Raw genomic sequence first — 24,488 nt, 5'->3', positions numbered from 1 at the left:
CCGGTCGCGCGAGCAGCCATGTCGCAATGTCACGTGTGTCGGGAAGCCTCTCGTGACGCGCCGGCCGATGAAGCGCCGCGCCTGCCGTGAGCCGACGATGGGTCTGCCTTCGAACTGGACCGGCCCGAGATCCGGCCCGATCTCATCGGTCAGGGGATGAGCTGCGATTTTGCGAGCGTCAGCTCGTAGCATAGCCCGTCGCCATCGAAGACGAGCTCGGCCTCGCCGCCGACCGTCGTCGGCACGACATTGCACAGCATGACGACGCCGAAGCTTCTCGATTTCGGCTCCTTCACCGGCGGCCCATTGCGCTCGCACCAGGTGAAACGGTAGCGGCCGGCATCTTCCGGCACGCGCTCGAAGCCCACTTCGACGCGCCCCTCATCGGTTCCGAGCGCACCGTATTTGATGGCATTGGTGGTGAGCTCATGCAAAGCGAGCCCGAGATATTGCGCCGCATTCGGGCGCAGAAAGCCGTTGATCCCAGTGATGTCGACCTGGCTCAGCCGCGGTTCGGCATAAAGCGAGATCTGCGAGCGAACGAGATCGAAGATGCGCGCCCCGCGCCAGTCGGCCTCCGTCAACACGTCGTGTGCGCGCGACAGGGAAAAGATGCGGCCGTTGAAGCGGCTGACGAATTGCTCTGTCGAGGAGGCATTTTCCGCCGTCTGCCGGGCGATACCTTGAATGACGGCGAGAAGGTTTTTGGAGCGGTGCGCCAGCTCGCGCATGACGATGCGCAGATGCTCTTCCTGGATCTTGCGCTCGGTGATGTCGATCGCCGCGCCGATGATCGCGGTCTGCGAGCCGTCCTCGTCTTCTTCGGGCACCAGCATCACGTCGTACCAGCGCGGGTCGTCACCGTAAGGCAGACACAGCTCCACCTGCTGCATCTCGCCCTCCTGGATCGCCGCTTCCTTGGCGGCTCCAAGCTGCTCGGCCGCGGCAAGCGGCAGCACCTCCTCGTCGGTGCGTCCAAGGACCGTTGAGGGGCTCAAGCCCGCAGGCGAATTGAAGACCCAGTTGAAATGGCCTTCCGCATCTTGAGAAAACAATGAGATCTGCGAGCCGCGCAGGAGCTTGGCACACCGCTCCCATAGCGCCGCTTTGGCGACGTGCGTCGCCCCGAGAGGGCGTCCTTCCTTGTCGCGCGGCGGTGAAGCTGTCACGGCCCAAAACACCGAAAATACATGAGACAGGTCATACCGGAGGTCAGTCCTCGGCACAACGATACGCGGCTCAACGGGTTCCCCTCCATGACAGTGATAATTCGCCACAACAGACCGCAAAGCGGCCGCGAGGGGCAAGCCCTTCTCTCACCTCTCCCGATGGAGACTGAAAAGCCAAGGCGGCACGAGCGGTGCGAGACGGAATAAAAAAAATGGCCTCCCTGCGGAGGCCGGTTTTTTGCTGCTGTGAAAGTTGACGGAAACAGCGGACGCTGGGGCAAAGGGGGGAAGAGGAGGCGCGCCCGCCGTTTCCGTAACTCTTACTTATGGACCCACAACGAGGGTCCCGAAGGAAGGTTCCGGAAAAAAAACGACGGGCTGCGATTTTTTTTGCGAAGGCCGCCTGCAGCGCGCGCGCCCTCGCGCCGGACGGGGTTCTGAGCCCCCTCCGGCCGCCTCTGCCTTAGCCGGCGCGGCGCTCGAAGAACAAAGCCTGGCTGATCACCGCTTTCACCGTGTCCGGCTGGAACGGCTTGGTGATGAGGAAGGCCGGCTCCGGCCGCTCGCCGGTCAAAAGCCGCTCCGGATAGGCGGTGATGAAAACGACAGGCACGGAAAACGACTGCAGCATTTCGTTGACGGCATCGAGACCGGAGCTGCCGTCGGCGAGCTGAATATCGGCAAGGACCAGCCCCGGGCGATGATCTTCCACCGCCTTGATGGCCTCCGAATGCGTGCGGGCGACACCGGTCACGCTGTGGCCGAGCGTCTTCACAAGTGTCTCGATATCCATGGCGATCAGCGGCTCGTCCTCGATGATGAGGACGTCGGTCGCCACCTGTTCGGCGATTTCGCGGCCGGCCTGGTCGACGAGGCGGGAGACTTCCTCTTCCGACTTGCCGAGGATTTCGGCCGTCTCTCCGGCGGAGAAATCTTCCACAGACATCAACAGAAACGCCTGGCGCGGCAGCGGCGTGATCGCCTCCAGCCGCCGCACGGACGGGTCGCCACTCGGATCGACCGTGTCTTCCTTCAGATTGATATCGACCGAATTCCAGTAGCGGCAGAAGGCCTTGAAGAGCTCAACCCGCGGGTCGTTATCGGAATTGAAGGAATCGGGATCCTCGACGAGCGCCTCCAGCACGGAAACCACATAAGCGTCTCCGCTCTTCTGGCCGCCCGTCAACGCGCGGGCGAAGCGACGCAGATAAGGTAGGTGGGGCGCGGTGTTGGCGACTAGCGACATGTCATCATCCTGAATGGAATAAAGAGGTTTCGGACAATCAAAGCGTCACCGGCAAAGGTTGCCTGAGGTCCGTCCTCCGGGTGCTGCAACGCGTCGTTATGAAATGATTGTGGCAAGACTTGCAAGGAGGCAAGGCGCCAAACGCCGCGAAATCATTGACTTTGCCGGCTTCCGAACCGGAGCCCCCAACGCGACGCATCAAGCCGCAGCGGCCGGGCCTGCAGGCACGAGGCGTGGCGGGGGCGCAGGGCGCTCAAAGGCGGCGGCGCCATGCCCTCCCCTCGCGACGGCGCCGCGCCGTCCTAGATGCCGGAGTGAAACAAGGCCCTTTACGAGGAGACAGCCATGCCAATGACCCTGAAAGGCTCGTGCCGCTGCGGCGCGGTGCACTTTTCCGTCGAAAGCCACACGCCCCAGCCTTATCAGCTCTGCTATTGCTCCATCTGCCGCAAGACGGCCGGCGGCGGCGGTTACGCCATCAATCTCGGCGGCATTGCCGCCACGCTGAAGGTGGAAGGCCGCGATGCGATCGCCGTCTTCCGCGCCGAAATCGATCGCGGCGGACATTGCGAAATCTCGACGGGAGAACGCAATTTCTGCCGCCATTGCGCCACCGCGCTCTGGCTCTTCGATCCGACCTGGCCGGAGCTCATCCATCCCTTCGCCTCGGCGATCGACAGCGAGCTCCCGATCCCGCCGGAGCGCGTGCATCTCATGCTCGGCTCGAAGGCGAACTGGGTGGTGCCCGATATCGGCCCGAACGACCAGACATTCGACGCATACCCCGAGGAATCGCTCGAAGGCTGGCACAAGAGCCGCGGCCTCTGGGTCGAATGACAATCGGCTGGGGCCCACAAAACAGCACGCAAAGAAAAGGCGGGCCGCGGCCCGCCTTCTCGACATCTCGTGACCGGAGAGCCTAGCTTCCCAAAATCCCCGGCAGCTTCAGGCCCTTCTCGCGGGCGCATGCGAGCGCTTCCTCATAGCCCGCATCGGCATGGCGCATGACGCCGGTCGCCGGATCGTTCCACAGAACCCGCGCAATCCGCCGCGCCGCAGCCTCGCTGCCGTCGCAGACGATCACCTGGCCGGAATGCTGCGACCAGCCCATGCCGACCCCGCCGCCATGGTGGATCGACACCCAGGTCGCCCCAGAAGCACAGTTGAGAAGCGCATTGAGGAGCGGCCAGTCGGAGACGGCGTCCGAGCCGTCCCGCATCGATTCCGTCTCGCGGTTCGGCGAGGCGACCGAGCCGGAATCCAGATGATCGCGGCCGATGACGACCGGCGCTTCGAGCTCGCCCTTCGCCACCATTTCGTTGAAGGCAAGGCCGAGCCGGTCGCGGTCGCCGAGGCCGACCCAGCAGATGCGAGACGGAAGGCCCTGGAAGTGGATGCGCTCCTTCGCCATGTCGAGCCAGTTGTGCAGATGCGTGTCGTCCGGCAGGAGCTCCTTCACCTTCGCGTCGGTCTTGAAGATGTCCTCCGGATTGCCGGAAAGTGCGGCCCAGCGGAACGGCCCGACGCCGCGGCAGAAGAGCGGGCGGATATAGGCCGGCACGAAGCCCGGGAAGTCGAAGGCGCGCTCAAGCCCAACTTCCTTGGCGCGCTGGCGGATGTTGTTGCCGTAATCGACGACCGGCACGCCCTGATCCCACCAGCCGAGCATGGCTTCCACCTGTGCCCGCATGGATTCCTTCGCCGCCTGTTCGACGCCCTCGGGATCGCTCTCGCGTCGCTCTTCCCATTCGCCGAGCGTCCAGCCCGCCGGCAGATAACCGTTCAGGGGATCATGCGCCGAGGTCTGATCGGTCACGGCATCCGGGCGAACGCCACGGCGCAGGAGCTCGGGATAAACTTCCGCGGCATTGCCGAGCAGCCCGACGGAGATCGCCTTCTTCTCTTTGGAGGCACGGTCGATCATGGCGAGCGCCTCGTCGAGATCCTGCGTCATCTCGTCGACATAGCCGGTGCGCTTGCGGAACTCGATGCGGCTTTGCTGGCATTCGACGGCCAGCATGGAGGCGCCTGCCATGGTGGCGGCGAGCGGCTGCGCGCCGCCCATGCCGCCGAGCCCGCCGGTCAGAATCCAGCGGCCGGAGAGGTCGCCGCCGTAATGCTGGCGGCCCATCTCGGCAAAGGTCTCGTAGGTGCCCTGAACGATGCCCTGCGTGCCGATATAGATCCACGAACCGGCCGTCATCTGGCCGTACATCATCAGCCCGGCCCGATCGAGCTTGTTGAAGTGCTCCCAATTGGCAAAGGCCGGCACGAGATTGGAATTGGCGATCAACACCCGCGGCGCATCTTCATGCGTGCGGAAGACGCCTACCGGCTTGCCCGATTGGATGAGCAGCGTCTCGTCGGCTTCGAGCTCCTTCAGCGTCGACACGATGCGGTCAAACGACTCCCAGTCGCGCGCCGCACGCCCGATGCCGCCATAGACGACGAGGCTTTCCGGCTTTTCGGCAACCTCCTGGTCGAGATTGTTCATCAGCATGCGCATCGGCGCTTCGGTCAGCCAGGATTTGGCCGTGAGCTCGGTTCCCCGCGGGCTCGAAATCTTGCGGGCATTGTCGAGACGGTTCATGTGCTCAGCTCTGTTCCTTGGTTTTGGCCGCCACGAGGAAGGCGGTCAGGGCTTTCGTCAGAACGGACCGCAAGGCCTCGGCCTTCTCCTCGTTCCAGGCGACGGGGTCTTCGTCCATGTAGCCTCGGCAGGCGATCTCCATCTGCAGCGCGTGCACGTGCTCGTCCGGCTGGCCGTAATGGCGCGTGATCCAGCCGCCCTTGAAGCGGCCGTTGACGATGCTCGGAAAGTCCGAGGCGGCGCAGATATCGGCGACGGCCGCCTGCATTTCCGGCGCGCAGCTCGCCCCTTCATTGGTGCCGATATTGAAGACCGGCAATTCGCCTTCGAAGAGGCGCGGAATGACGGAACGGATGGAATGGCAATCATAGAGAACGGCAAAGCCGTGCCGGCTCTTCACGCGGGCGATCTCTGCTTCGAGCGCTGCGTGATAGGGTGCGAACCAGGTTTCGCGCCGCACGTCGATCTCCGCCGCGTCCGGTTCTTCGCCGGGCCGATAAAGCGGCTCGCCGTCAAAGGTTTCGCTCGGCACCAGCCCCGTCGTCGCCTGCCCGGGATAGAGCGAGGCGCCCGACGGGTCGCGATTGACGTCGATGACGCTGCGCGACATCACGGTGTGGACGATGCTTGCATCGAGCTGCTTGGCGATCGGGCCATAGAGCCGGTCGATCCACCAATCGGTGTCGAGGATGGCCCGCTCGCGGCTGACGAGACGCGTCTCGAGCTCCGGCGGGATCGCCGTACCGGTATGCGGAAAAGACAGGATGAGCGGTGAGCCGCCGCGTCCGACGGTGATGAAATCGCGCAAGGATCAACCCTCCAGATCGGGAAATGCCACGTCCCGGCATGCCTCAAGCGCCGCACCCGCTTCCACGAGGCCCGCCGCCGCACCGAGATCGGGCGCAAGATAGCGATCATCCTCGAGCGCCGGCACCGCATCACGCAGCCGCGCCAACGCCTTTTGCAAAGCGCGCGAGGTTTGAAGCGGCGCACGCAGCTCCACGCCCTGCGCCGCCACCAGCCATTCGATGCCGATGATACGCGAAAGGTTATGGTTCATGGGGCCGAGCCGCCGCGCCCCGTGGGCGGCCATGGAGACATGGTCTTCCTGGTCGGCACTCGTCGGCGTGGAATCGGTGGAGCAGGGATTGGCACGCTGCTTGTTCTCGCTCATCAGCGCCGCCGCCGTGACCTCGGCGATCATGAAGCCCGAGTTCAAACCCGGCTTCGGCGTCAGGAACGCCGGCAGTCCGAAGGAGAGCGTCGGATTGACCAGCATGGCGATGCGCCGCTGTGCGATCGAACCAAGCTCGGCGATGGCAAGCGCGATCTGATCGGCGGCGAACGCCACCGGTTCGGCGTGGAAATTGCCGCCCGACACGATGTCGCCGCTCTCGGTCAAAACGAGCGGATTGTCGGTGGCCGCATTCGCCTCGATCCTGAGCGTGTTTCCGGCCTGGCGCAGGAGGTCGAGACAAGCGCCGGCAACCTGCGGCTGACATCTGAGGCAATAAGGATCCTGCACGCGTTCATCACCCTCGCGGTGCGATTCCCGGATTTCCGAATCGGCCATCAGCGCCCGCAGCGTCGCCGCCGCCGCGATCTGCCCCGGCTGGCCGCGCAGCGTGTGCATTTCTTCGCGGAAGGGCGCGGCAGAGCCCATCGCCGCATCGGTGGAAAGCGCGCCCGTCACGAGCGAGGTGAGGCCCGCCCGCCAGGCGCCAAAGAGACCCGCAAGCGCCATCGCGGTCGAACATTGCGTGCCGTTGATGAGCGCGAGGCCTTCCTTCGGGCCGAGCACGACGGGCTGAAGCCCGGCCGCCCGCATGGCCGCGCCGCCTTCCATGCGCGTTCCGTCATAAATGGCTTCGCCCTCGCCGATCATCACGGCCGTCATATGGGCGAGCGGCGCAAGATCGCCGGAGGCGCCGACCGAGCCCTGCCGCGGCACGACGGGAACGACGTTCTTCGCCATCATCGCTTCCAGGCAGGCGATGATCTCCCAGCGCACGCCGGACGCGCCGCGTCCGAGCGACAGAAGCTTCAGCGCCATCATCAGCCGCACGATCGGCGCGGGCAGCGCCTCGCCCACGCCGCAACAATGCGACAGGATGAGATTGCGCTGCAGCTGCGCCGTGTCGGCGGGGGCAATACGCGTCGAGGCGAGCTTCCCGAAGCCCGTATTGATGCCATAGACGGCGGCCTCGCCGGCAGCAGCCGCTTCGACTTGGGCCTGCGAGGCTTCGACGGCCGGACGGCAGGCGCGGTCGAGCTCCGCATCGAGACCGTCGCGGTAAAGGCGTTCAAGTTCGGCGAGCGTGACGGCGCCGGGCGTCAAAGTGAGCTGTGTCATCGTCCCTGCCTCACACGCTGCCAGAGCGGATTGAAGCCGATGCGGTAGGCAAGCTCCGCCGGATGCTCGATGTCGAAAATCGCAAGATCGCAATCCTTTCCTTCGGCCAGTGTGCCGATCCGCGCCGCGCGCCCAAGCGCCTTTGCGGCTTCGCGGGTAACGCCGGCGATCGCCTCTTCCGGAGTGAGACGGAAGAGCGTGCAGGCCATGTTCATGGTGAGGGTCAACGAAGTCATCGGCGAGGTGCCGGGATTGCAATCGGTCGCGATCGCGATCGGCACGCCCGCCTTGCGCAAGGCCGCAACCGGCGGCGATTGTTTTTCGCGCAGGAAGTAATAGGCGCCGGGCAAGAGCACGGCGACCGTGCCCGCCTTGGCCATCGCGGCAATGCCGTCATCGCCCAGATATTCAAGATGGTCGGCCGACAGCGCACCATAGCTTGCGGCAAGTGCCGCCCCGCCGAGATCGGAAAGCTGTTCGGCATGGAGGCGCAGCGGCAGGCCGAAGCCTTTGGCGGCAGCAAAGACTTTGGCGATCTGCTCCGGCGAGAAGGCGATCCCCTCGCAGAAGCCGTCGACCGCATCGGCGAGCTTTTCCGCCGCCACCTGCGGCAGCTGCTGCTCGCAGACTTGCGAGATATAGGCGTCCTTGTCGCCTTCCGCTTCCGGCGGCAGCGCATGCGCACCCAAGAATGTGCGCACCACATCGACGTCCCGGAGCTCTGCGAGCCGGCCTGCGGCCCGCAGCATCTTCACTTCGTCGTCCGGATTGAGGCCGTAGCCGGATTTCACCTCGATCGTGGTCACGCCCTCGGCAAGGAGCGTGTCGAGGCGCGGCAGCGCCGATTGGACGAGATCGTCTTCCGAAGCGGCCCGCGTCGCGGACACGGTTGAGACGATACCGCCGCCGGCCTTGGCGATCGCCTCATAGCTCTCGCCCTTCAGCCGCATTTCCCATTCCGCGGCGCGGTTGCCGCCATGAACGAGATGCGTGTGACAGTCGATGAGGCCCGGAAGAATGAACCGCCCCTCGCAATCGAACGTTTCTTGGGCGGCGACGGTGGGCATCTCGCTCTCGCGGCCGACGAAGACGATCTTGCCGTCTTTCGCGGCGAGCGCGCCACCTTCGATGATGCCAAGCGCGCCATCACCAGATTCGGCGCCCGATCCGGGTTCCAGCGTGGCGATGCGCGCGTTGCGCCAGAGACGATCGACAGGTTCAGCCAAGCTCTTCCCTCGCTCTCATCATTTGTCTATACAAATAAGGACTAGCGAGGATAATGCCGATGATCAAGCTCCGTTTCGATAAGGCTCTGTTGCCGACCGGTTGGGCCGAGAATGTTGTGATCGACGTCGCCGACGATGGCGCCATCGCAAAAATCGAGACGGGTCAACGAGATGGCGGCGTGGCCCTCGGCGTCGCCCTCCCCGGCCTGCCGAACCTGCACAGCCATTGCTTCCAGCGCGGCATGGCGGGGCTTGCCGAACGGCGCGGCGAGAGGGCCGATTCCTTCTGGACCTGGCGCGAGGTGATGTATTCCTTCCTGGAGCGCCTGACGCCGGACGACGTTGAGGCGATCGCCGCTCAGGCCTGCGTGGAAATGCTCGAAGGCGGCTTCACGGCGCTCGGCGAATTTCACTATCTCCACCATGCGCCGGGCGGGTCCGCCTATAACGACATCGCCGAAATGGCCGGCCGCATCGTCGAAGCGGCGCGGGCAACCGGCATCGGCCTGACGCTCCTCCCCGTCTTTTATGGCGAGAACGGCTTTGCCGGCGAGCCGCTGAGCCCGGCGCAGCTTCGCTTCGGCAACGACCCGGAACGCTTCGCCCGCCTTCTCGAAGCCTCCCGCGCCCATCTTGAGAGGGTCCCCGATGCGCGTATCGGCATCGCCCCGCATTCGCTGCGCGCCATCAGGCCGGAGATCTTCAACGACGTTCTGACACTTTCTTCCGACGGCCCGTTCCACATCCACGCCGCCGAACAGACGAAAGAGGTCGAGGAATGCGTGGCGGCCCTTGGCGCACGTCCGGTCGAATGGCTCCTCGACAATGTGGCGCTCGACCGCCGCTGGTGCCTCATCCACGCCACGCATATGCTGCCGGAAGAAACCGAAGGCTTGGCGCGATCGGGGGCGGTGGCGGGCCTCTGCCCGATCACCGAAGCGAGCCTCGGCGACGGCATTTTCGACGGCACCCGTTTTCTGTCTGCCTCGGGCGCCTTCGGCGTCGGCAGCGACAGCAATGTCCTCATCAGCGCGGCAGAGGAACTGCGCATGCTGGAATATTCGCAGCGCCTCAAGGAGCGCGCGAGAAACGTGCTCGGCGAGCCCGCCCTCTCCACCGGCCGCCGGCTCTACGAGGGCGCTGCGACAGGCGGCGCCCAGGCGCTTGCCCGTCCGATCGGGCGTCTCGAAGTCGGATGCCGCGCCGATATCGTGGTTCTTGATCAGGACCATCCGACACTCGTCGGGCGTGAGGACGATCAGCTTCTCGACAGCTACATTTTTGCCGGCGGCCCGGCCGGTATCGCCGATGTCTATGTCGGTGGCGAGAAAAAGGTCGAAGCCGGCCGCCATATCGCCCGCACCGAAATCCGGCAGCGTTTTGCCGCCACGATGCGCCAGCTCGTCGCATGACGGCGGAGTTGAAGCTCGACGGAGAGGGACCGCTGCACGACCAGATCCGCCGGGCGATCGCCGATCCGATCCTTTCAGGCAGCTGGCAGCCGGGAAAGCGCATTCCTCCGGAAATCAGCCTGATGGAAACCTTCGGCGCCTCGCGCATGACGGTGAACCGGGCGCTTCGGGCCCTTGCCGATCAGGGGCTGATCGCCCGCCGACGTCGCGTCGGCAGCTTCGTCGCTCCGCGCGCCGGCGAACACGCGGTCACCTCGATCGGCGACATCCGCCACGAAATCGAAGCCCGCGGCGAAGATTACGGTTACGAATTGATGCAGCGCCAGGAAGCGCGCGTCTCCGCGGCGATGAGCCTTGCCACGGGCGTGGCGGCGGAAACGCCGATCCTGCATCTCCACTGCCGGCATTTCGCGAGTTCAAAGCCTGCCGCGCTCGAAGACCGCTGGATCAATCTCACCATCGTACCGGAAGCCCGCGGCATCCCGTTCGAGGATATTCCGCCGGGCCCCTGGCTTCTGGAAAACGTCTCCTACACCGAAGGCGAGCACCGCATCGCCGCCATCCGCGCCGGCAGCACGGCGGGTGGTCTGCTTCATGTCGCAGCCGACGAGCCCTGCCTCAGCGTCGAGCGCCGCACCTGGCGCGGCACGACCATGATCACGTTTGCAAATTTCGTCTATCCGGGCTCCAGCCACATCTTATCCGGTCGCTTCCGCCAGGGAGCCTAGGGCAATCTTCAGGCGATCTTCCGGGAGGCTTCGCGGACCTGATAGGTGGAGTTTCGCACGCCTTGCGTCGCCGCCGCGATCGCGGCCATGTTGTCCGTGATCGTGGTAACGCCGAAGGACGCCGTCTCCATATTCGAGGCCATGTCGCGGGTCACGGCGGACTGCTCCTCCATCGACGAAGAGATGCTGATGGAGATGGTGTTGATCTCACTGACCAGCGCCGTGATCTCCTTCAACGCATCCGCCGCCTCGCCCGTAACCGCCTGAACGGCCGCGATCTGCGTGGTGATGTCGTCCGTCGCCTTGGCGGTCTGACCCGCGAGATGCTTCACCTCGGAGGCGACGACGGCAAAGCCCTTTCCGGCCTCGCCGGCACGCGCGGCCTCGATCGTCGCATTGAGGGCAAGAAGGTTCGTCTGGGCGGCGATGCTGTTGATGAGACCGACGAAGTCGCCGATCCTCTGGGTCACTTCCGACAACCCGCCGACGATGGAATTGGCGCGATCGCCCTTGCCGACGGCGGCTGCCGTGATCTCCAGCGCATGACCTACCTGCCGACCGATGTCCTCGATCGAGGCGGCGAACTCCTCGGCACCCGAAGCGACGGCCTGCACGTTGGTGGAGGTCTGTGTGGACGCACTGGCCGCCGATGTCGCCTGGTGGCTGGCGTCAGTGATCTCCTTGAGGATCGCCTCCAGATCGACGTCGATTGACTTCTGAATGGCTTCCCGCTCCAGACGCTCCTTGACCCGGTTGGTCTCGGTGGCGAATTTCACCACGCCGCAGACCTCGCCATTCTCGTCGAAAATCGGATTGTAGGTCGCCTGGATCCAGATCTCTCGGCCGCCCTTGCCGAAGCGGCGGTATTCGGCCGCCTGAAATTCACCCTTGCGCAGCGCTTTCCAGAACTGGCGATAATCCGCGCTCTCGCGCTCCTGGGCTTCCAGGAACATCGAGTGATGTTTGCCGACGAGCTCCTCAAGAGAATAACCGGTCGCCTCCAGGAAATTCGCATTGGCGTGGACGATCGTCCCGAAGAGATCGAATTGAATGACCGCTTGTGAGCGGTTGAGGGCGGAAAGCCACGCCGCATCGGTCTCCGTCTGCAGCTTCTTTTCGGTGATGTCGGTCGCAAGTTTGACGATCTTGACGACCTTTCCCTTCGCCACGACGGGATTGTAGGTCGCCTGCAACCAGATACGCGCGCCCGACTTGCCGACACGCTTGAACTCCGACTGAATGAACTTGCCGGCCGCCAGATCGCGCCAGAACTGCTCGTACGCCTCACTCTGCCGATAGATCGAATCGACAAACATCGAATGATGTCTCCCGACGATCTCGCTGAGTTCGTAGCCGACACAATCGAGGAAGTTTCGATTGGCCGTGAGGATCTCCCCACTCGGCGTAAATTCGATGATGGCGAGCGAACGATCGAGAGCCTCCACGATCAGTTCGGCATTCTTGGCTTTGGCAGAACGCAGCATAGTCTCCCCAAGACCCCCCTCAGCGCTTCCGACCAAGGCGCGCATAAAGATGTAGAAGATCGACAGCGAATATATCGAATACCTTGCGCACAGCTTGCATCACGCGCACGCGCAAAACTTCTAATAGTCTCAGAAATCCTTCTTACAGAACTCCCCAGCCTTTCCGCGTGATTTCAAAACTGGTCATTCTTCTTGTGCCCGGGAGACGCCAGAAAAGCATGTCGGCGCGACACGGAGAGCGGACCCGAGCGAGAAAACCCAGCCAAGACGATCGCACGAAAGCGGGAACGACCCTTCGGCTCGAACGCTGCGCGCCTCAAAGGCCGGCGCGCTTCCGAAAACACACCGCCCTCACGTGGCGATGCATTCGAGCACGAAGGCCGCACGGTCCTCGATGCTGGCGTAAGGCAGGCGCACGATCTCGTAGCCGAGGTCTGAATAGGTTCGTTCCATCACCGCGCCCGTTTCCCGCGCTTCTGCGGGGTCCTGCTTGCGCTCCTCGTCCTGAGCGAAGATCTCGGGCCACCAGGGCGCAAGAAACACACGGCGATTGTACCGGAAGAGCTCAGCAGCGTGTTGCACATGCTGCGGCACGCTGAGGCCGCACAGGCGCAGATAGCCCATCACATCCGGCACGCCCCGATCCATCACGACCGGGCCGGAAAGGGCGAGCGCCTCGCGATGCGAGCGCAATTCCCAAGAGAGCATAAGCTCCGCAAAGGAGCTCCGGTCCGCCCAGGGCAGAGCGGAACCGCCGATTTGAACCTGATCGCGGATAATCGCGCGTCCCGCCTCCGGCATGGTCCGCGGCCCCGCGGCCGCGAGGGCTTCAATCAAGGCGGTTTTTCCGGAGCCAGGGCCGCCGGTCACGACGAACATATGATCGCAAAGAGCCAAAGTCTCTCTCATCCTGTCCAATTGTCATCGGGTTCGAAACCAGCGTGAGATCGCTCATTCCCCGCCGAGTTCGACGGTCCGGTCGAGGCCGAGCCGCGCAAGAAATGTCGTGTCGTGGCTGACGACGATGAGCGCGCCGTCATAAGCCTCAAGCGCGCTCTCGAGGGCTTGAAGCGCATCGAAATCGAGATGGTTCGTCGGCTCGTCCAGAACGAGAAGGCCGGGCGGCTCGGCCTGGCCGATGGTGCAGGCGAGACCGGCGCGCAGGCGCTCGCCCCCGCTCAGGCTCCCCGCCTCCTGCAGCGCATCTTCCGCCCGAAACCGAAACCGCGCCAGGGCCGCGCGACATTGGTTCTCGTCCGCCTCCGGGTTCAGGCGACGGAAATTCTCCCGCAACGAGAGGCCGGGACGCAGCAGGCTCACATGCTGGTCGAGAAACGCGAACGGCACCGCAAGATCGACATGTCCCTTTTGCGGCTCTAGCCGCCCGGTAATCAATTTGACCAGTGTGGTTTTGCCAGAACCGTTCGGCCCGGCGATCGCGACACGCTCAGGCCCGGTGATCGTCATGGAAAAATCGCAGATGACCGGCCTTGCCGGATCATACCCGCCCGTCACCGCATCGACCCGCAAGACCGTCTTGCCGCGGGGCAAACCAGTCGGCGCAAGCTCCATGGACAAGGGCCGCAGGATCTCGACGGACGCCCGCGCCTCGGCAAGCGCGTCCTTCGCCGTCTGAAGCCGTGCATCGCGCAGGCGCGCATTTGCCCCGCCTGTCGCCTCGGCCCGCTCCTTTGCTGCATCCATCAAGATCTTGGGCTGATCTCCCCTGGCGCGGGACTTTCGTCCCCGGCTGTCCGTGCGGGCCTTGCGCTCCGCCGCCTGCTGCGCACGTCGCCTCGTCTCGGCAAGACCTTTCTCCGCATCCGCCAGCTCGCGCTCGGCGGCCTCCGTCTCAGTAGCCTTCTGCGCCCTGAAGGCGCTGTAATTTCCGCCGTAGCGCACCGCTCCGAACTGCGACAGCTCCACGATCGCATCCATCTCCCCGAGAAGCTCGCGGTCATGGCTGACGATGATGGCGCCGCTCCCCCAGCTTCGGATGAGCTCGATCACCGCCTGCCGTCCCGCCCGGTCGAGATTGTTCGTCGGCTCGTCGAGAAGCAGGAGATCCGGCGTCTCGAACACCAGAGCGGCAAGAGCGACGCGCGTCCGCTCGCCTCCCGAAAGCGCCATGAGAGGCGTGCGCGGATCGGCATCGAGACCGCAGCGGGAGAGTGCGTTTCTGATGCGCTCGGCAATCGTCCAATCGGCCTGAACGAGCTCGTCGAGCTCGGCAAAGCCGGCTTCGGCGCGATCGACCAGGTCCACGGCCGCGCCCTGCCCGAAAAAATCCGCGATCGTCTCACCGGCAGCGACCGCCATCTCCTGGCGCATCAGACCGATCGTGCCGTGGACGTCGACATGACCCGAGACGGGGCGCAATTCGCCGGCAACGAGCCGCAGGAGGGTCGTCTTGCCGATGCCGTTGCGCCCGACGATGCCGACGCGCTCACGGCCAAGTCGCAGATTCAGGTCACAGAGAAGCGGCGCGCCGTCAGGCCTGGACCAGGAGAGATTGGAAAGGGTGAGGAAAACGGACATGGAAACGGACTTCTCGCAGCGAGACCGGAAGGGCGAAAACAGCGAGATTTTTGTCCATGTCGAAGCAGCTCCTATCCTGTCGAGATCAGGCAGGCAAAACCGGCGATGCCCGCGATCCAGGTTCCCCGAAAACGTTCGGGGGGATTCTCAAAGCCGCCTCCCGCGCGGCCGATTCGGCAAGAGCGGAGGCGACGAAGCGCTCACAAGAGAATCACATCGAAAAATGGTGGAGCCGAGGGGAATCGAACCCCTGACCTCGTGAATGCCATTCACGCGCTCTCCCAACTGAGCTACGGCCCCATTCTTTGGGAACGACCGATCAAACGAAAAGATCGGCCTTCAGACTTCCGCCTCGGAGGCGGGAGCCTTGTCCGGCCGGGGAGGAAAACCCCTCCGACCGAAGCGGGCGGAAACTATGCGCGACTTTGACGTTTTGCAAGTCCCGAAAAACGCGAATTTTGAAGCGCCTCAGCGCTCCTCGTCTTCGTCGACGTCACCGAGGATGTCGGAGACGTCCTCATCGCCGTCCTCATCGTCGTCGAGGAAGGTGTCATCGTCGTCGCCGTCGATCTCCAACCCGTCGTCGTCGATCTCCGGAACGTCCTCGTCATCGCTGTCGTCATCGGAAGATGTCGACTTGGCGGTCTCGCCTTCTTCCTCGTCCTCGGCCTCTTCGAGGGAGACGACATCCACGTCCTCCTCCTCGTCGTCTTCCGCTTCGACGACGTCCTCGACCTCTTCTTCCTGCTCGGCCGCGGCCGCTTCTGCCGCCTTTTCGCGGGCGGACAGCTCATAGACGGTGCCGCAATGCGGGCACACAATAGGATCACGATTGAGGTCGTAATACTTGGTGCCGCATTCCTGGCAAACGCGTTTGGTTCCAAGTTCTGGCTTGGCCACGTCGGCTAATCCTCGAATGTCAGAAAATCGCGGTCCCACTAACGGCCGGTGCTGCCCCTGTCAAACGCCTTCTCTGTGCATCTGTATCGCGTGGGGCGCTGGCGGGGATGACCCCCGCCGGGGAGGATGCTAACGGGAGGGCGCCTGGGCATGCCCTAAAAGCACCCCAGAGAGCACCCTTGTTGCAGCATCACGTGAGGACATCGTCCATGTCGGAAGCCGTTCCACGCCCGTCGACGGCGTGCGCCTCGTCCGGCCTTTCAGGCCGCGTCACAGTGCCCGGCGACAAGTCCATCTCGCACCGCGCCTTGATGTTCGGGGCGCTCGCTCTCGGCGAGACCAGGATCACGGGCCTGCTGGAAGCGGCCGATGTCCTCGCCACGGCTGCGGCGATGCGCGGCTTCGGCGCCAAGGTCGAGCGGCATTCCAACGGCGAATGGAGCGTAAACGGCCTCGGCACCGGCGGTTTTTTGGAGCCTGAGACCGCTCTCGACTTCGGCAATGCCGGCACGGGCGTACGCCTCACCATGGCTCTTGCCGGCGCCCACCCCTTCGCCACGACCTTCCTCGGCGATGCCTCGTTGTCGCGCCGGCCGATGGGCCGCATCCTCGACCCGCTGCGTGAGATGGGTGCAGAAGTGATCGCGCGCTCGGGCGACCGTCTGCCTTTGACGATCAAGGGCGCCGCGCCGATGGCACCCATCGAATACCGCGTTCCCGTCCCCTCGGCTCAGGTGAAATCGGCCGTCCTTCTCGCCGGCCTCAACATCGCCGGCACCACGACGGTGATCGAACCCGTGCCGACGCGCGACCACACCGAAAAGATGCTCAAAGGATTTGGCGCCGATATCGAGGTGAACATGACGGCGTCGGGCGAAGCGGTGATCCGCCTCGAGGGCCTGCCCGAGCTCGAGGCGCAGCCGATCGAAGTCCCGTCGGACCCGAGCTCCGCCGCCTTCCTGATCGTCGCCGGCCTCATCTGCCCCGATTCCGATCTCGTCGTGGAAGGCGTTCTTCTCAACGAGCGCCGCACCGGCCTCTTGAATGTGCTTCAGGAAATGGGCGCCGATATTTCGATCGAGAACGAGCGCGAGACCGGGGGCGAGCGCTTAGGCGATGTGCGGGCGCGCACCTCGCGCCTCAAAGGCATCACGGTCCCGGCCGAACGCGCCCCGTCGATGATCGACGAATATCCGATCCTTGCCATCGCCGCCGCCTGTGCCGAAGGAAAGACGATCATGCACGGGCTTGAGGAACTGCGCGTCAAGGAATCCGATCGTCTCGCCGCCGTCGCCGCCGGCCTCGCGGCGAACGGCGTCGTCTGCGAAGAGGGCGAGGCAAGCCTCGTCGTCACCGGCGGAAAGGTGCCGGGCGGCGCCACCGTCACCACCCATCTCGATCACCGCATCGCCATGAGCTTCCTCGTTCTGGGCCTCGTGGCGGAAAAGCCGGTGACCGTCGACGACGCCAACATGATCGCCACGAGCTTCCCGAGTTTTGAGAATATTTTGAGAAAGCTCGGCGCCGATCTCATCGATGCGGAGGCCGTCCTGTCATGAGCGAGCCCCTCATCATCGCCATCGACGGTCCCGCCGCCTCCGGCAAGGGAACTCTCGCCCGCAGGCTCGCCGCCCATTATGGCCTGCGCCATCTCGACACTGGCCTCACCTATCGCGCCGTGGCGGCTGAGCTTCTGGCTTCGGGCGAAGACGAGCCGGATGTCGCCGCAGCGGTCGCCGCGGCCTCGCGGCTCGATCTTTCGACGATGGAGCGCGACCGCCTTGCCGCGCACGATATCGGCGAGGCAGCCTCGAAAATCGCCGTCATGGGCGAGCTCCGCCGCGCCCTCGTGGACCGTCAGCGGCGCTTCGCGGCCGAGCTGCCCGGCGCCGTGCTCGACGGGCGCGACATCGGCACGGTCGTCTGTCCCGATGCCGTCGCCAAGCTTTTCGTGACGGCGAAGCCCGAGGAACGGGCGCGTCGCCGCACCGAGGAATTGCGCGGCCGCGGACAGGATGTCGACTTCGAAGCCGTGCTTGAAGATCTGAAGCGGCGCGACGCGCGCGATATGCAGCGAGCTGATTCGCCGCTTCGCCCAGCAGACGACGCCCACTTGATCGATACCAGCGCAATGACTATAGAAGCGGCATTCCGCGCAGCTGTCGCGATTATTGATCGAGCCGTTTCGGCCCGTAACGAGGCATGCCCTTCTTGAGGGTGTGCCTTTCGGGCTATCTGGGGGATCGTTAAGACGGCGCGCGGCGAACCGCGCCGTTTCGTCCCTATGCGCCAACCGCTTCGATGCGGGGGAAGAAACGGCCAGAGCAACACGAACCGATGGCGCTGTGACCCGCAGGCGAGCCGAAGAGCCGCCCGAAGATGCGGGCCCTAACAGGAGCATGAATGGCCAGTATGCAACAGGCTGTCCCGCAGCCGAGCCGTGAAGATTTTGCGGCCCTACTCGAACAATCCTTTGCCGATGCCGATGTCCAGGAGGGCACGGTTGTCGATGGGACTGTGGTCGCCATCGAAAAGGACATGGCCGTTATCGATGTCGGCCTGAAAGTTGAAGGCCGGGTGCCGCTGAAGGAATTCGGCGTGCGTGGTCGCGACGGAGAGCTGAAGCCGGGCGACCGGGTCGAGGTCTATCTGGAGCGCGTGGAAAACGCGCTCGGCGAGGCCATGCTGTCGCGCGAGAAGGCGCGTCGCGAGGAGAGCTGGGTTCGTCTTGAAGAGAGCTTCGAGAAGAACGACACCGTTACGGGACAGATCTTCAACCAGGTGAAGGGCGGCTTCACCGTCGATCTCGACGGTGCCGTGGCGTTCCTGCCGCGCTCCCAGGTCGATGTGCGCCCGGTGAAGGATGTCGGCCCCTTGATGCAGACGCCGCAGCCCTTCCGCATCCTGAAGATGGACAAGCGGCGCGGCAACATCGTCGTCTCCCGCCGGTCCGTGCTTGAGGACACGCTCGCCGAGCAACGCTCGGAGCTCGTCGCCAAGCTGAAGGAAGGCCAGGTCGTCGACGGCGTGGTCAAGAACATCACCGAATACGGTGCCTTCGTCGATCTCGGCGGCATCGACGGCCTCCTGCATGTCACCGACATGGCATGGCGGCGCGTCAATCACCCCTCCGAGATCCTGGCGATCGGCGAGACGGTGAAGGTGCAGATCATCCGCATCAATCCGGAGACCTTCCGTATCTCGCTCGGCATGAAGCAGCTCGAGGCGGATCCCTGGGAAGGCATCGAGGTGAAGTATCCGGTCAACGCCAAGTTCACCGGCCGCGTCACCAACATCACCGATTACGGCGCCTTCGTGGAGCTGGAGCCGGGCATCGAAGGCCTGATCCACGTCTCCGAGATGAGCTGGACCAAGAAGAACGTCCATCCGGGCAAGATCGTCTCCACCTCTCAGGAGGTCGAGGTGATGGTGCTCGAGGTCGATCCTCAGAAGCGTCGCATCTCGCTCGGCCTCAAGCAGGCCATGGGCAATCCTTGGGAAGAGTTCGCCGACAACCATCCGGTTGGCACGCTCGTCGAAGGCGAAGTCAAGAACAAGACCGAGTTCGGCCTGTTCCTCGGCCTCGACAACGACGTCGACGGCATGGTGCACCTCTCCGACCTCTCCTGGGACCGCCAGGGCGAAGAGGCGATGGAGGAGTACAAGAAGGGCGAGATGGTCAAGGCCGTCGTCCTGGAAGTCGACGTCGACAAGGAGCGCATCTCGCTCGGCATCAAGCAGGTCGAGGGCGATCCGTTCGCCGAGGCCGTCGAGGGCATCCGCAAGGGCGCCATCGTCACCGGCGAGATCGTCGAGGTGAAGGATTCCGGTATCGAGGTGAAGATCGCCGATACCGAGATGACCGCCTTCATCCGTCGCGCCGAGCTGTCGCGTGACCGCTCCGAGCAGCGGCCGGAGCGTTTCGCCACCGGCGAGAAGGTCGATGCCCGCGTCACCAACATCGACAAGAAGGCGCGTCGCATCGCGCTGTCGATCAAGGCGCTGGAGATCGCCGAAGAGAAGGAAGCGGTGGCCCAGTACGGTTCGACCGATTCCGGTGCTTCGCTCGGCGACATCCTGGGTGCCGCGCTGAAGAAGCGCAACGCCGAGGAAAAAAATTAAGGGCGCCGAATAAGCCCTTTGTCGACAACTACTTGCCGGTTTTAAGACCGGTTCAAGAAATCGACCCGCGGCCTTCCTGGCCGCGGGTTTTTTCGTGGCCGGAGCACAGTCAATCCTTTGCTGCAGCGCAACCAAATTTGACGCAGTTGCCCAAACACGCTACCCATTGGCCATGGGCGATCTTTCGAAACCACCCTTTCTCGACAAGACCCTCCACGCACTCTTCCTCGATTTCGACGGTACGCTCGTCGGTTTTGCAGACGATCCCGACGGGATTACTCTGGAACCCGGCACGCTTGAGCGCCTGAGCGCGTTGGAAGAACGCCAGGGCGGCGCCGTCGCCCTCATCAGCGGGCGGGCTCTTTCCTCCATCGACCGTTTTCTCTCTCCGCTCGCCTTTCCGGCGGCCGGCGTGCACGGTCAGGAAGTGCGCTACACGGCCGGCGGCGAAGTCGTCACGGCCCCGCCGCCTGAAGATCTCGCCACGGCCCGTGAGCGGCTCCAGGCGGAGATCGGCCCGGGCGACAAGCTCCGCATCGAAGACAAGGAGACGGCGCTCGTCGTGCATTACCGCACCGCGCCGGAAGAGGCGGACCGCGCCGAGAGGCTCGGCGAGGAGGCGGTGGCGGGCTGTTCGGATCTGCGGCTCGTCAAAGGCCATGCGATCGTCGAAATCCGCCCCTCGGGCGTCGACAAGGGCAAGGCGATCGCAAAGCTGATGCAGCGCGATCCCTTCTCCGGCCGCAAGGCGGTTTTCATCGGCGATGACACCACCGACGAGGACGGCTTTGAATGGGTCGCATCGGCCGGAGGCTTCGGCATCAAGGTCGGTTCGGGAGAGACGGCCGCCAAATATCGCCTGGACGACGTCGCCGCGGTTCATCGCTGGCTCGACGCCGTCGCACGCCAATGAAAAGTGCGTGACAAAAGGAACTTAAGACGCAGTTCGGGGGTTCTGCCGAAAACATGAAGATAATCACGAAACGCGCAATGACGGAGGCGAAAGCAGGCTCATGAGACGTCTCGTAGTCGTGTCGAATCGGGTAGGGCCGTTGCATGACGGCGGCAAAGCTGGCGGTTTGGCGGTGGGTCTGGGAGATGCTCTGCGCACCCGCGGCGGCATCTGGTTCGGTTGGTCGGGCGAAAAGAGCGATGAGGGCACATTCGGCCCGCTCAAGATCGAAGAGCATGGCAAGGTACGCCTCTCCACCATCGACCTCACAGCCGAAGACGCCGAAGAATTTTATGGCGGCTATGCCAACCAGACCCTGTGGCCGCTCCTCCATTACCGCCTCGATCTCGCGAATTTCGATCAGCGCTATGAAAACGCCTATCGGCGTGTGAACGAGCGCATGGCTGCGCGGCTGACGCCGCAGCTTCAGCCGGGCGACATGGTCTGGGTTCACGATTACCATTACATCGTCCTGGGCGAGCGCCTGCGCGAATCGGGCTTCAGCGGGCCTCTCGCCTTCTTCCTGCACGTTCCCTTCCCGAGCCCGGAGATCATGACCGCTCTGCCGAACTCGCAGAGCATCGTCCGCTCCCTCACCGCCTATGACGTGATCGGCTTCCAGACCGATTCCGATCGGCGGAATTTCGCCCGCTATGTGGTGGAAGAGCTTGGCGGACGGGAACTCCCCAATGACGAGCTGGAAGCCTATGGCCGCACCTTCCGCGCCTCCACCTTCCCGATCGGCATCGATACGCAGAGCTTTGCGGAATTCGCCGTCAGCGACGAAGCCGAGGAGCACGAGGCGCAGCTGAAAGTGCTTCTCCGCGACCGCCACCAGATCATCGGCGTCGATCGCCTCGATTATTCCAAGGGCATCCCGGAACGCTTCCGCGGCTTTGAGCGGCTTCTCCAGGAATACCCGGAAAACCGCGGCCGCGTCAGCCTGATGCAGGTGGCGCCGCTGTCGCGCTCCGATCTGGAAGCCTATTCCGATCTCAGGAGCGAGCTTGAAGAGCTCGCCGGGCACATCAACGGCGCCTTCTCGGCGCTCGATTGGGTGCCGATCCGCATCATGACCCGCGGCTTCACGAGGCGCGCTCTCGCCGGCATCTACCGCGCAAGCCGCGTCGGCCTCGTCACCCCCTTGCGTGACGGCATGAATCTTGTCGCCAAGGAATATGTCGCGGCCCAAAATCCCGACGATCCGGGCGTTCTCGTCCTGTCGCGCTTTGCCGGCGCGGTGAAGGAGATGCCGGAAGCGCTGATCGTCAATCCATACGACACCGCCTCCCTCGCCCGGGCCCTGCAGCAAGCGCTCAACATGTCGCGCGAAGAGCGCAAGGAGCGCTGGCAGGCGATGTTCGACCGCATCAGCAAGGGCACCGCTCAGGCCTGGTGCGACGCCATCCTGAAGGCCCTTGAAGAGCGCGCCGACAAGAAGGTGCAGGTTCGCTCCGCACCGACCGCCTCCGGCAAAAGGCCGAATGCGGTGGAGCCGAAACGGGCCCGCGCCGAGGAGAGTTTCCCGAAGCTCCCGAAGGGCGCACGGCCGCACGCCGATGAACCCAAACGCCCCTTCCCTTATCTCGGAAGCCGCGTGCTTTAACGCGCTCTACAGGCGAACTGTCGCAGGCACATAGGTGGGTCTTGAGGTCATTCCTCAAGGCCCATAAGTGCTTTTAGGGCCCGGCAAACGTATATCGGGCGCGGCTTAGACTGCCTGCGACGCTATCTCCAGTTTGTGCCTTAATGCCTGAAAGCGTTTCATTTCCGGCCGCGTCTTCGACTTTGTGGCTAGGACAATTGCTCTAGCCAATCCACAAGAGCCAATCGTATAAGGTCCGGGGCAACGTAACGGCCCGGCAGCAGGAGACTTGCGCCGGGCCTTGCTCTTGCGCTTGTCTTCAAAAGTCAGAAGTTCAGGGAGGAACTCCAATGAATAAGCTCCTCGGCGGTCTCGCCGCAGTAGCAATGCTGGCGGCTGCCAGCCCCGCCTTCGCGCAGGACGGCTGCGACGATGGTGAAATGGTCATCAAGTTCAGCCATGTCGTTGCCGCCCAGGGTCACCCGAAGGGTGAAATGGCGGCCGCCTTGGCCGAGCGCGTCAACAAGGAGATGGACGGCACGGCCTGCATGCAGGTCTTCCCGAACTCCCAGCTTTTCGACGACGACAAGGTGATGGAAGCGCTGCTTCTCGGCGATGTGCAGCTGGCCGCGCCGTCCCTGGCGAAGTTCGAAGCCTACACCAAGAAATATCGCATCTGGGACTTTCCGTTCCTGTTCCCGAACATGACGGCGGTGAACACCTTCTCCAATTCCGAAGAGGGCGAGAAGCTGCTCCACGCCATTGAGGACAAGGGCTTCATCGGCCTCGGCTACATCTACAACGGCCTGAAGCAGTTCTCGGCGAACAAGCCGCTGGTCAAGCCGGAAGACGCCAAGGGCCTGAAGTTCCGTATCCAGACCTCCGACGTCGCCGAGGCGATGATCGAAGCGCTCGGCGCCAATGCCCAGAAGCTCGCCTTCTCGGAAGTCTACGGTGCGTTGCAGACGGGTGTCGTCGACGGTCAGGAGAATTCCTGGTCCAACATCTACACCCAGAAGTTCTTCGAGGTGCAGGACGGCATCACCGAGACCAACCATCAGCTTCTGACGTATCTGGCAGTCACATCCACGGAATGGCTCGACGGTCTCGAGCCCGACGTGCGCGACCAATTCCTGTCGATCTTCAAAGAGGTGAGCGCGGAGTACAATGCGCGCGCCGAGGAGATCAACGAAGAGGCCAAGCAGAAGATCATCGATGCCGGTGGCACCGTGCGCGAGCTGACGCCTGAAGAGCGCCAGGCCTGGGTCGACGCCATGAAGCCGGTCTGGGATCAGTTCCGCGACGATGTCGGTCAGGACGTGATCGACGCCGCCGTCGCGGCCGGCAACAACTGATCTGAGCCTCTCTGCGCCCCGCCCCGCCGGGGCGCAGACTTCCGTCCGGCCGGCACACGCTGGCCGGCACCGGTCGCTGTCTGAGGCGACCGCCTGCCCCGGAGGGACAGCCCATGCGCACGAGGGCCAAGCGCTTTGTCACCCACCTGGAAGAGAACTTCATCGCGCTTCTCCTGGCGGCGATGACGCTCACCCAGTTTACCCAGGTGGTCGCCCGCTACGTTTTCCATTCCGGCTGGACCGGCGCGCTTGAATTCACCCGCATCCTCTTCGCCTGGCTCATCCTCTTCGGAATGGCCTATGGCGTGAAGATCGGCGCGCATCTGGGCGTCGACGTCATGATCCGGGCATTGCCGCGGCCGCTGTTCAAAATTGCGGCGATCTTCGGCGCCCTCACGGTGCTGCTCTATGCTGTGATCCTGCTCTATTCCGACTGGCTGCAATATTTGGGCGCCAATTCGAAGGGCGGCGCGATCGCCTATTGGACACGTTTCTACCATCTGCCCCTCGGTCTCGACGATCTTCGTTATCCCGTCTGGGCTCAGGAGACTTTTGGCGCGCCGGAGCGCGTGCAGCGCTGGGTCGCCTATCTCATGCTGCCGATCGGCCTCTTCCTTCTCGCCCTGCGGTCGCTGCAGGCGACGGTCGCCATCATCGCCGGGCGTCGCGAACTCATCGTCGCCGCCCATGAAGCCGAAGAGCTCGTCGCCGAAAACGAAGGCCTTCTCGACGACGACGAAGACGAGGAAGAGCCGTTCGAAGGCTCCATCACCCATACGCATCCGCACGGCTACGGCCGACGCCCCCACGATCCTCGCTAGAGCCGCG

The 24,488-nt window shown here is 64.0% G+C and carries 20 protein-coding genes and 1 tRNA gene; 10 read left to right on the top strand and 11 right to left on the bottom strand.

Translation table 11 applies throughout. The features are described from left to right. Positions 1–149: 149 nt before the first annotated feature. A complete protein-coding gene (locus J2R99_RS08175) occupies positions 150–1,169 on the bottom strand; it encodes a sensor histidine kinase (RefSeq protein WP_307153935.1) in 1,020 nt (339 codons plus the stop codon). A gap of 463 nt (positions 1,170–1,632) precedes the next feature. Continuing rightward, the gene (locus J2R99_RS08170; RefSeq protein ID WP_307153934.1) at positions 1,633–2,415 is read right to left on the bottom strand and encodes a response regulator; all 783 of its coding nucleotides are present in this window, start codon (positions 2,413–2,415) and stop codon (positions 1,633–1,635) included. 345 nt (positions 2,416–2,760) lie between these two features. Here J2R99_RS08170 and J2R99_RS08165 point away from each other — a divergent pair, with 345 nt between their 5' ends. After that, complete coding sequence (locus tag J2R99_RS08165; protein ID WP_307153933.1) at positions 2,761–3,252, top strand: GFA family protein; 492 nt, start codon at positions 2,761–2,763, stop codon at positions 3,250–3,252. Positions 3,253–3,334: 82 nt separating this feature from the next. Here the strand turns inward: J2R99_RS08165 and hutU are convergent, their stop codons facing one another. The 4 genes from hutU to hutI are packed head-to-tail and all read right to left on the bottom strand — an operon-like array spanning position 3,335 to position 8,584. Beyond that, a complete protein-coding gene (hutU, locus tag J2R99_RS08160; protein ID WP_307153932.1) occupies positions 3,335–5,005 on the bottom strand; it encodes a urocanate hydratase in 1,671 nt (556 codons plus the stop codon). Between the two features lie 4 nt (positions 5,006–5,009). Continuing rightward, complete coding sequence (gene hutG / locus J2R99_RS08155; protein WP_307153931.1) at positions 5,010–5,813, bottom strand: N-formylglutamate deformylase; 804 nt, start codon at positions 5,811–5,813, stop codon at positions 5,010–5,012. Between the two features lie 3 nt (positions 5,814–5,816). Then, entirely contained in the window at positions 5,817–7,358 is a 1,542-nt protein-coding gene (gene hutH / locus J2R99_RS08150) for a histidine ammonia-lyase (protein ID WP_307153930.1), read from the bottom strand. Continuing rightward, entirely contained in the window at positions 7,355–8,584 is a 1,230-nt protein-coding gene (gene hutI, locus J2R99_RS08145; RefSeq protein ID WP_307153929.1) for an imidazolonepropionase, read from the bottom strand. The genes hutH and hutI overlap by 4 nt, the downstream gene beginning before the upstream one ends. Before the next feature lie 59 nt (positions 8,585–8,643). On the opposite strand from hutI, the gene J2R99_RS08140 reads away from it, so the two are divergent. Continuing rightward, entirely contained in the window at positions 8,644–9,996 is a 1,353-nt protein-coding gene (locus tag J2R99_RS08140) for a formimidoylglutamate deiminase (protein ID WP_307153928.1), read from the top strand. Further along, on the top strand, positions 9,993–10,724 hold the full coding sequence (hutC, locus tag J2R99_RS08135; RefSeq protein ID WP_307153927.1) for a histidine utilization transcriptional repressor HutC: 732 nt from the start codon (positions 9,993–9,995) through the stop codon (positions 10,722–10,724). The genes J2R99_RS08140 and hutC overlap by 4 nt, the downstream gene beginning before the upstream one ends. 8 nt (positions 10,725–10,732) lie before the next feature. On the opposite strand, the gene J2R99_RS08130 is transcribed toward hutC, so the two are convergent. The 5 genes from J2R99_RS08130 to J2R99_RS08110 form a co-directional block, all read right to left on the bottom strand. Continuing rightward, positions 10,733–12,208 (bottom strand): methyl-accepting chemotaxis protein, encoded by a 1,476-nt coding sequence (locus tag J2R99_RS08130; protein WP_307153926.1) that lies wholly within the window; start codon positions 12,206–12,208, stop codon positions 10,733–10,735. Positions 12,209–12,559: 351 nt separating this feature from the next. Continuing rightward, the gene (locus J2R99_RS08125; RefSeq protein WP_370872298.1) at positions 12,560–13,117 is read right to left on the bottom strand and encodes an AAA family ATPase; all 558 of its coding nucleotides are present in this window, start codon (positions 13,115–13,117) and stop codon (positions 12,560–12,562) included. A gap of 42 nt (positions 13,118–13,159) precedes the next feature. Continuing rightward, positions 13,160–14,746, bottom strand: a complete 1,587-nt coding sequence (locus J2R99_RS08120) for an ABC-F family ATP-binding cassette domain-containing protein (RefSeq protein ID WP_307153925.1) — start codon at positions 14,744–14,746, stop codon at positions 13,160–13,162. Between the two features lie 224 nt (positions 14,747–14,970). Beyond that, positions 14,971–15,046: transfer RNA gene (locus J2R99_RS08115), tRNA-Ala, on the bottom strand. 168 nt (positions 15,047–15,214) lie between these two features. Next, positions 15,215–15,646: a TIGR02300 family protein gene (locus J2R99_RS08110; RefSeq protein WP_307153924.1), complete on the bottom strand. Its 432-nt coding sequence runs from the start codon at positions 15,644–15,646 to the stop codon at positions 15,215–15,217. Positions 15,647–15,855: 209 nt separating this feature from the next. Here J2R99_RS08110 and aroA point away from each other — a divergent pair, with 209 nt between their 5' ends. The 7 genes from aroA to J2R99_RS08075 all read left to right on the top strand — a co-directional run bounded on the left by aroA (position 15,856) and on the right by J2R99_RS08075 (position 24,481). Next, positions 15,856–17,205, top strand: coding sequence for a 3-phosphoshikimate 1-carboxyvinyltransferase (gene aroA, locus J2R99_RS08105; RefSeq protein ID WP_307153923.1), 1,350 nt, complete (start codon positions 15,856–15,858; stop codon positions 17,203–17,205). Then, positions 17,202–17,861 carry a (d)CMP kinase gene (gene cmk, locus J2R99_RS08100; protein ID WP_307153922.1) on the top strand — a complete coding sequence of 220 codons (660 nt, stop codon included), beginning with the start codon at positions 17,202–17,204 and terminating at the stop codon, positions 17,859–17,861. The genes aroA and cmk overlap by 4 nt, the downstream gene beginning before the upstream one ends. Before the next feature lie 188 nt (positions 17,862–18,049). Next, entirely contained in the window at positions 18,050–19,768 is a 1,719-nt protein-coding gene (rpsA, locus tag J2R99_RS08095; protein WP_307153921.1) for a 30S ribosomal protein S1, read from the top strand. Between the two features lie 172 nt (positions 19,769–19,940). Next, the gene (gene otsB, locus J2R99_RS08090; RefSeq protein WP_307153920.1) at positions 19,941–20,681 is read left to right on the top strand and encodes a trehalose-phosphatase; all 741 of its coding nucleotides are present in this window, start codon (positions 19,941–19,943) and stop codon (positions 20,679–20,681) included. Between the two features lie 100 nt (positions 20,682–20,781). Next, the gene (locus tag J2R99_RS08085) at positions 20,782–22,326 is read left to right on the top strand and encodes an alpha,alpha-trehalose-phosphate synthase (UDP-forming) (protein WP_307153919.1); all 1,545 of its coding nucleotides are present in this window, start codon (positions 20,782–20,784) and stop codon (positions 22,324–22,326) included. A 329-nt stretch (positions 22,327–22,655) separates the two neighbouring features. Next, positions 22,656–23,660 carry a DctP family TRAP transporter solute-binding subunit gene (locus tag J2R99_RS08080; RefSeq protein WP_307153918.1) on the top strand — a complete coding sequence of 335 codons (1,005 nt, stop codon included), beginning with the start codon at positions 22,656–22,658 and terminating at the stop codon, positions 23,658–23,660. A gap of 113 nt (positions 23,661–23,773) precedes the next feature. Then, complete coding sequence (locus J2R99_RS08075) at positions 23,774–24,481, top strand: TRAP transporter small permease (RefSeq protein WP_307153917.1); 708 nt, start codon at positions 23,774–23,776, stop codon at positions 24,479–24,481. Positions 24,482–24,488: the final 7 nt, after the last annotated feature.

The organism is Rhodopseudomonas julia (genome assembly GCF_030813515.1).
In the GTDB taxonomy this organism is placed as follows: domain Bacteria; phylum Pseudomonadota; class Alphaproteobacteria; order Rhizobiales; family Afifellaceae; genus Afifella; species Afifella julia.
This window is presented reverse-complemented; position numbering and strand designations above follow the sequence as displayed.

Coding starts and splice junctions, on each gene's coding strand:
- J2R99_RS08170 (WP_307153934.1), bottom strand. CDS start 2,415: ATGTCGCTAGTCGCCAACACCGCGCCCCACCTACCTTATCTGCGTCGC.
- J2R99_RS08165 (WP_307153933.1), top strand. CDS start 2,761: ATGCCAATGACCCTGAAAGGCTCGTGCCGCTGCGGCGCGGTGCACTTT.
- hutU (WP_307153932.1), bottom strand. CDS start 5,005: ATGAACCGTCTCGACAATGCCCGCAAGATTTCGAGCCCGCGGGGAACC.
- hutH (WP_307153930.1), bottom strand. CDS start 7,358: ATGACACAGCTCACTTTGACGCCCGGCGCCGTCACGCTCGCCGAACTT.
- J2R99_RS08140 (WP_307153928.1), top strand. CDS start 8,644: ATGATCAAGCTCCGTTTCGATAAGGCTCTGTTGCCGACCGGTTGGGCC.
- hutC (WP_307153927.1), top strand. CDS start 9,993: ATGACGGCGGAGTTGAAGCTCGACGGAGAGGGACCGCTGCACGACCAG.
- J2R99_RS08130 (WP_307153926.1), bottom strand. CDS start 12,208: ATGCTGCGTTCTGCCAAAGCCAAGAATGCCGAACTGATCGTGGAGGCT.
- J2R99_RS08125 (WP_370872298.1), bottom strand. CDS start 13,117: ATGAGAGAGACTTTGGCTCTTTGCGATCATATGTTCGTCGTGACCGGC.
- J2R99_RS08120 (WP_307153925.1), bottom strand. CDS start 14,746: ATGTCCGTTTTCCTCACCCTTTCCAATCTCTCCTGGTCCAGGCCTGAC.
- aroA (WP_307153923.1), top strand. CDS start 15,856: ATGTCGGAAGCCGTTCCACGCCCGTCGACGGCGTGCGCCTCGTCCGGC.
- cmk (WP_307153922.1), top strand. CDS start 17,202: ATGAGCGAGCCCCTCATCATCGCCATCGACGGTCCCGCCGCCTCCGGC.
- rpsA (WP_307153921.1), top strand. CDS start 18,050: ATGGCCAGTATGCAACAGGCTGTCCCGCAGCCGAGCCGTGAAGATTTT.
- otsB (WP_307153920.1), top strand. CDS start 19,941: ATGGGCGATCTTTCGAAACCACCCTTTCTCGACAAGACCCTCCACGCA.
- J2R99_RS08085 (WP_307153919.1), top strand. CDS start 20,782: ATGAGACGTCTCGTAGTCGTGTCGAATCGGGTAGGGCCGTTGCATGAC.
- J2R99_RS08080 (WP_307153918.1), top strand. CDS start 22,656: ATGAATAAGCTCCTCGGCGGTCTCGCCGCAGTAGCAATGCTGGCGGCT.
- J2R99_RS08075 (WP_307153917.1), top strand. CDS start 23,774: ATGCGCACGAGGGCCAAGCGCTTTGTCACCCACCTGGAAGAGAACTTC.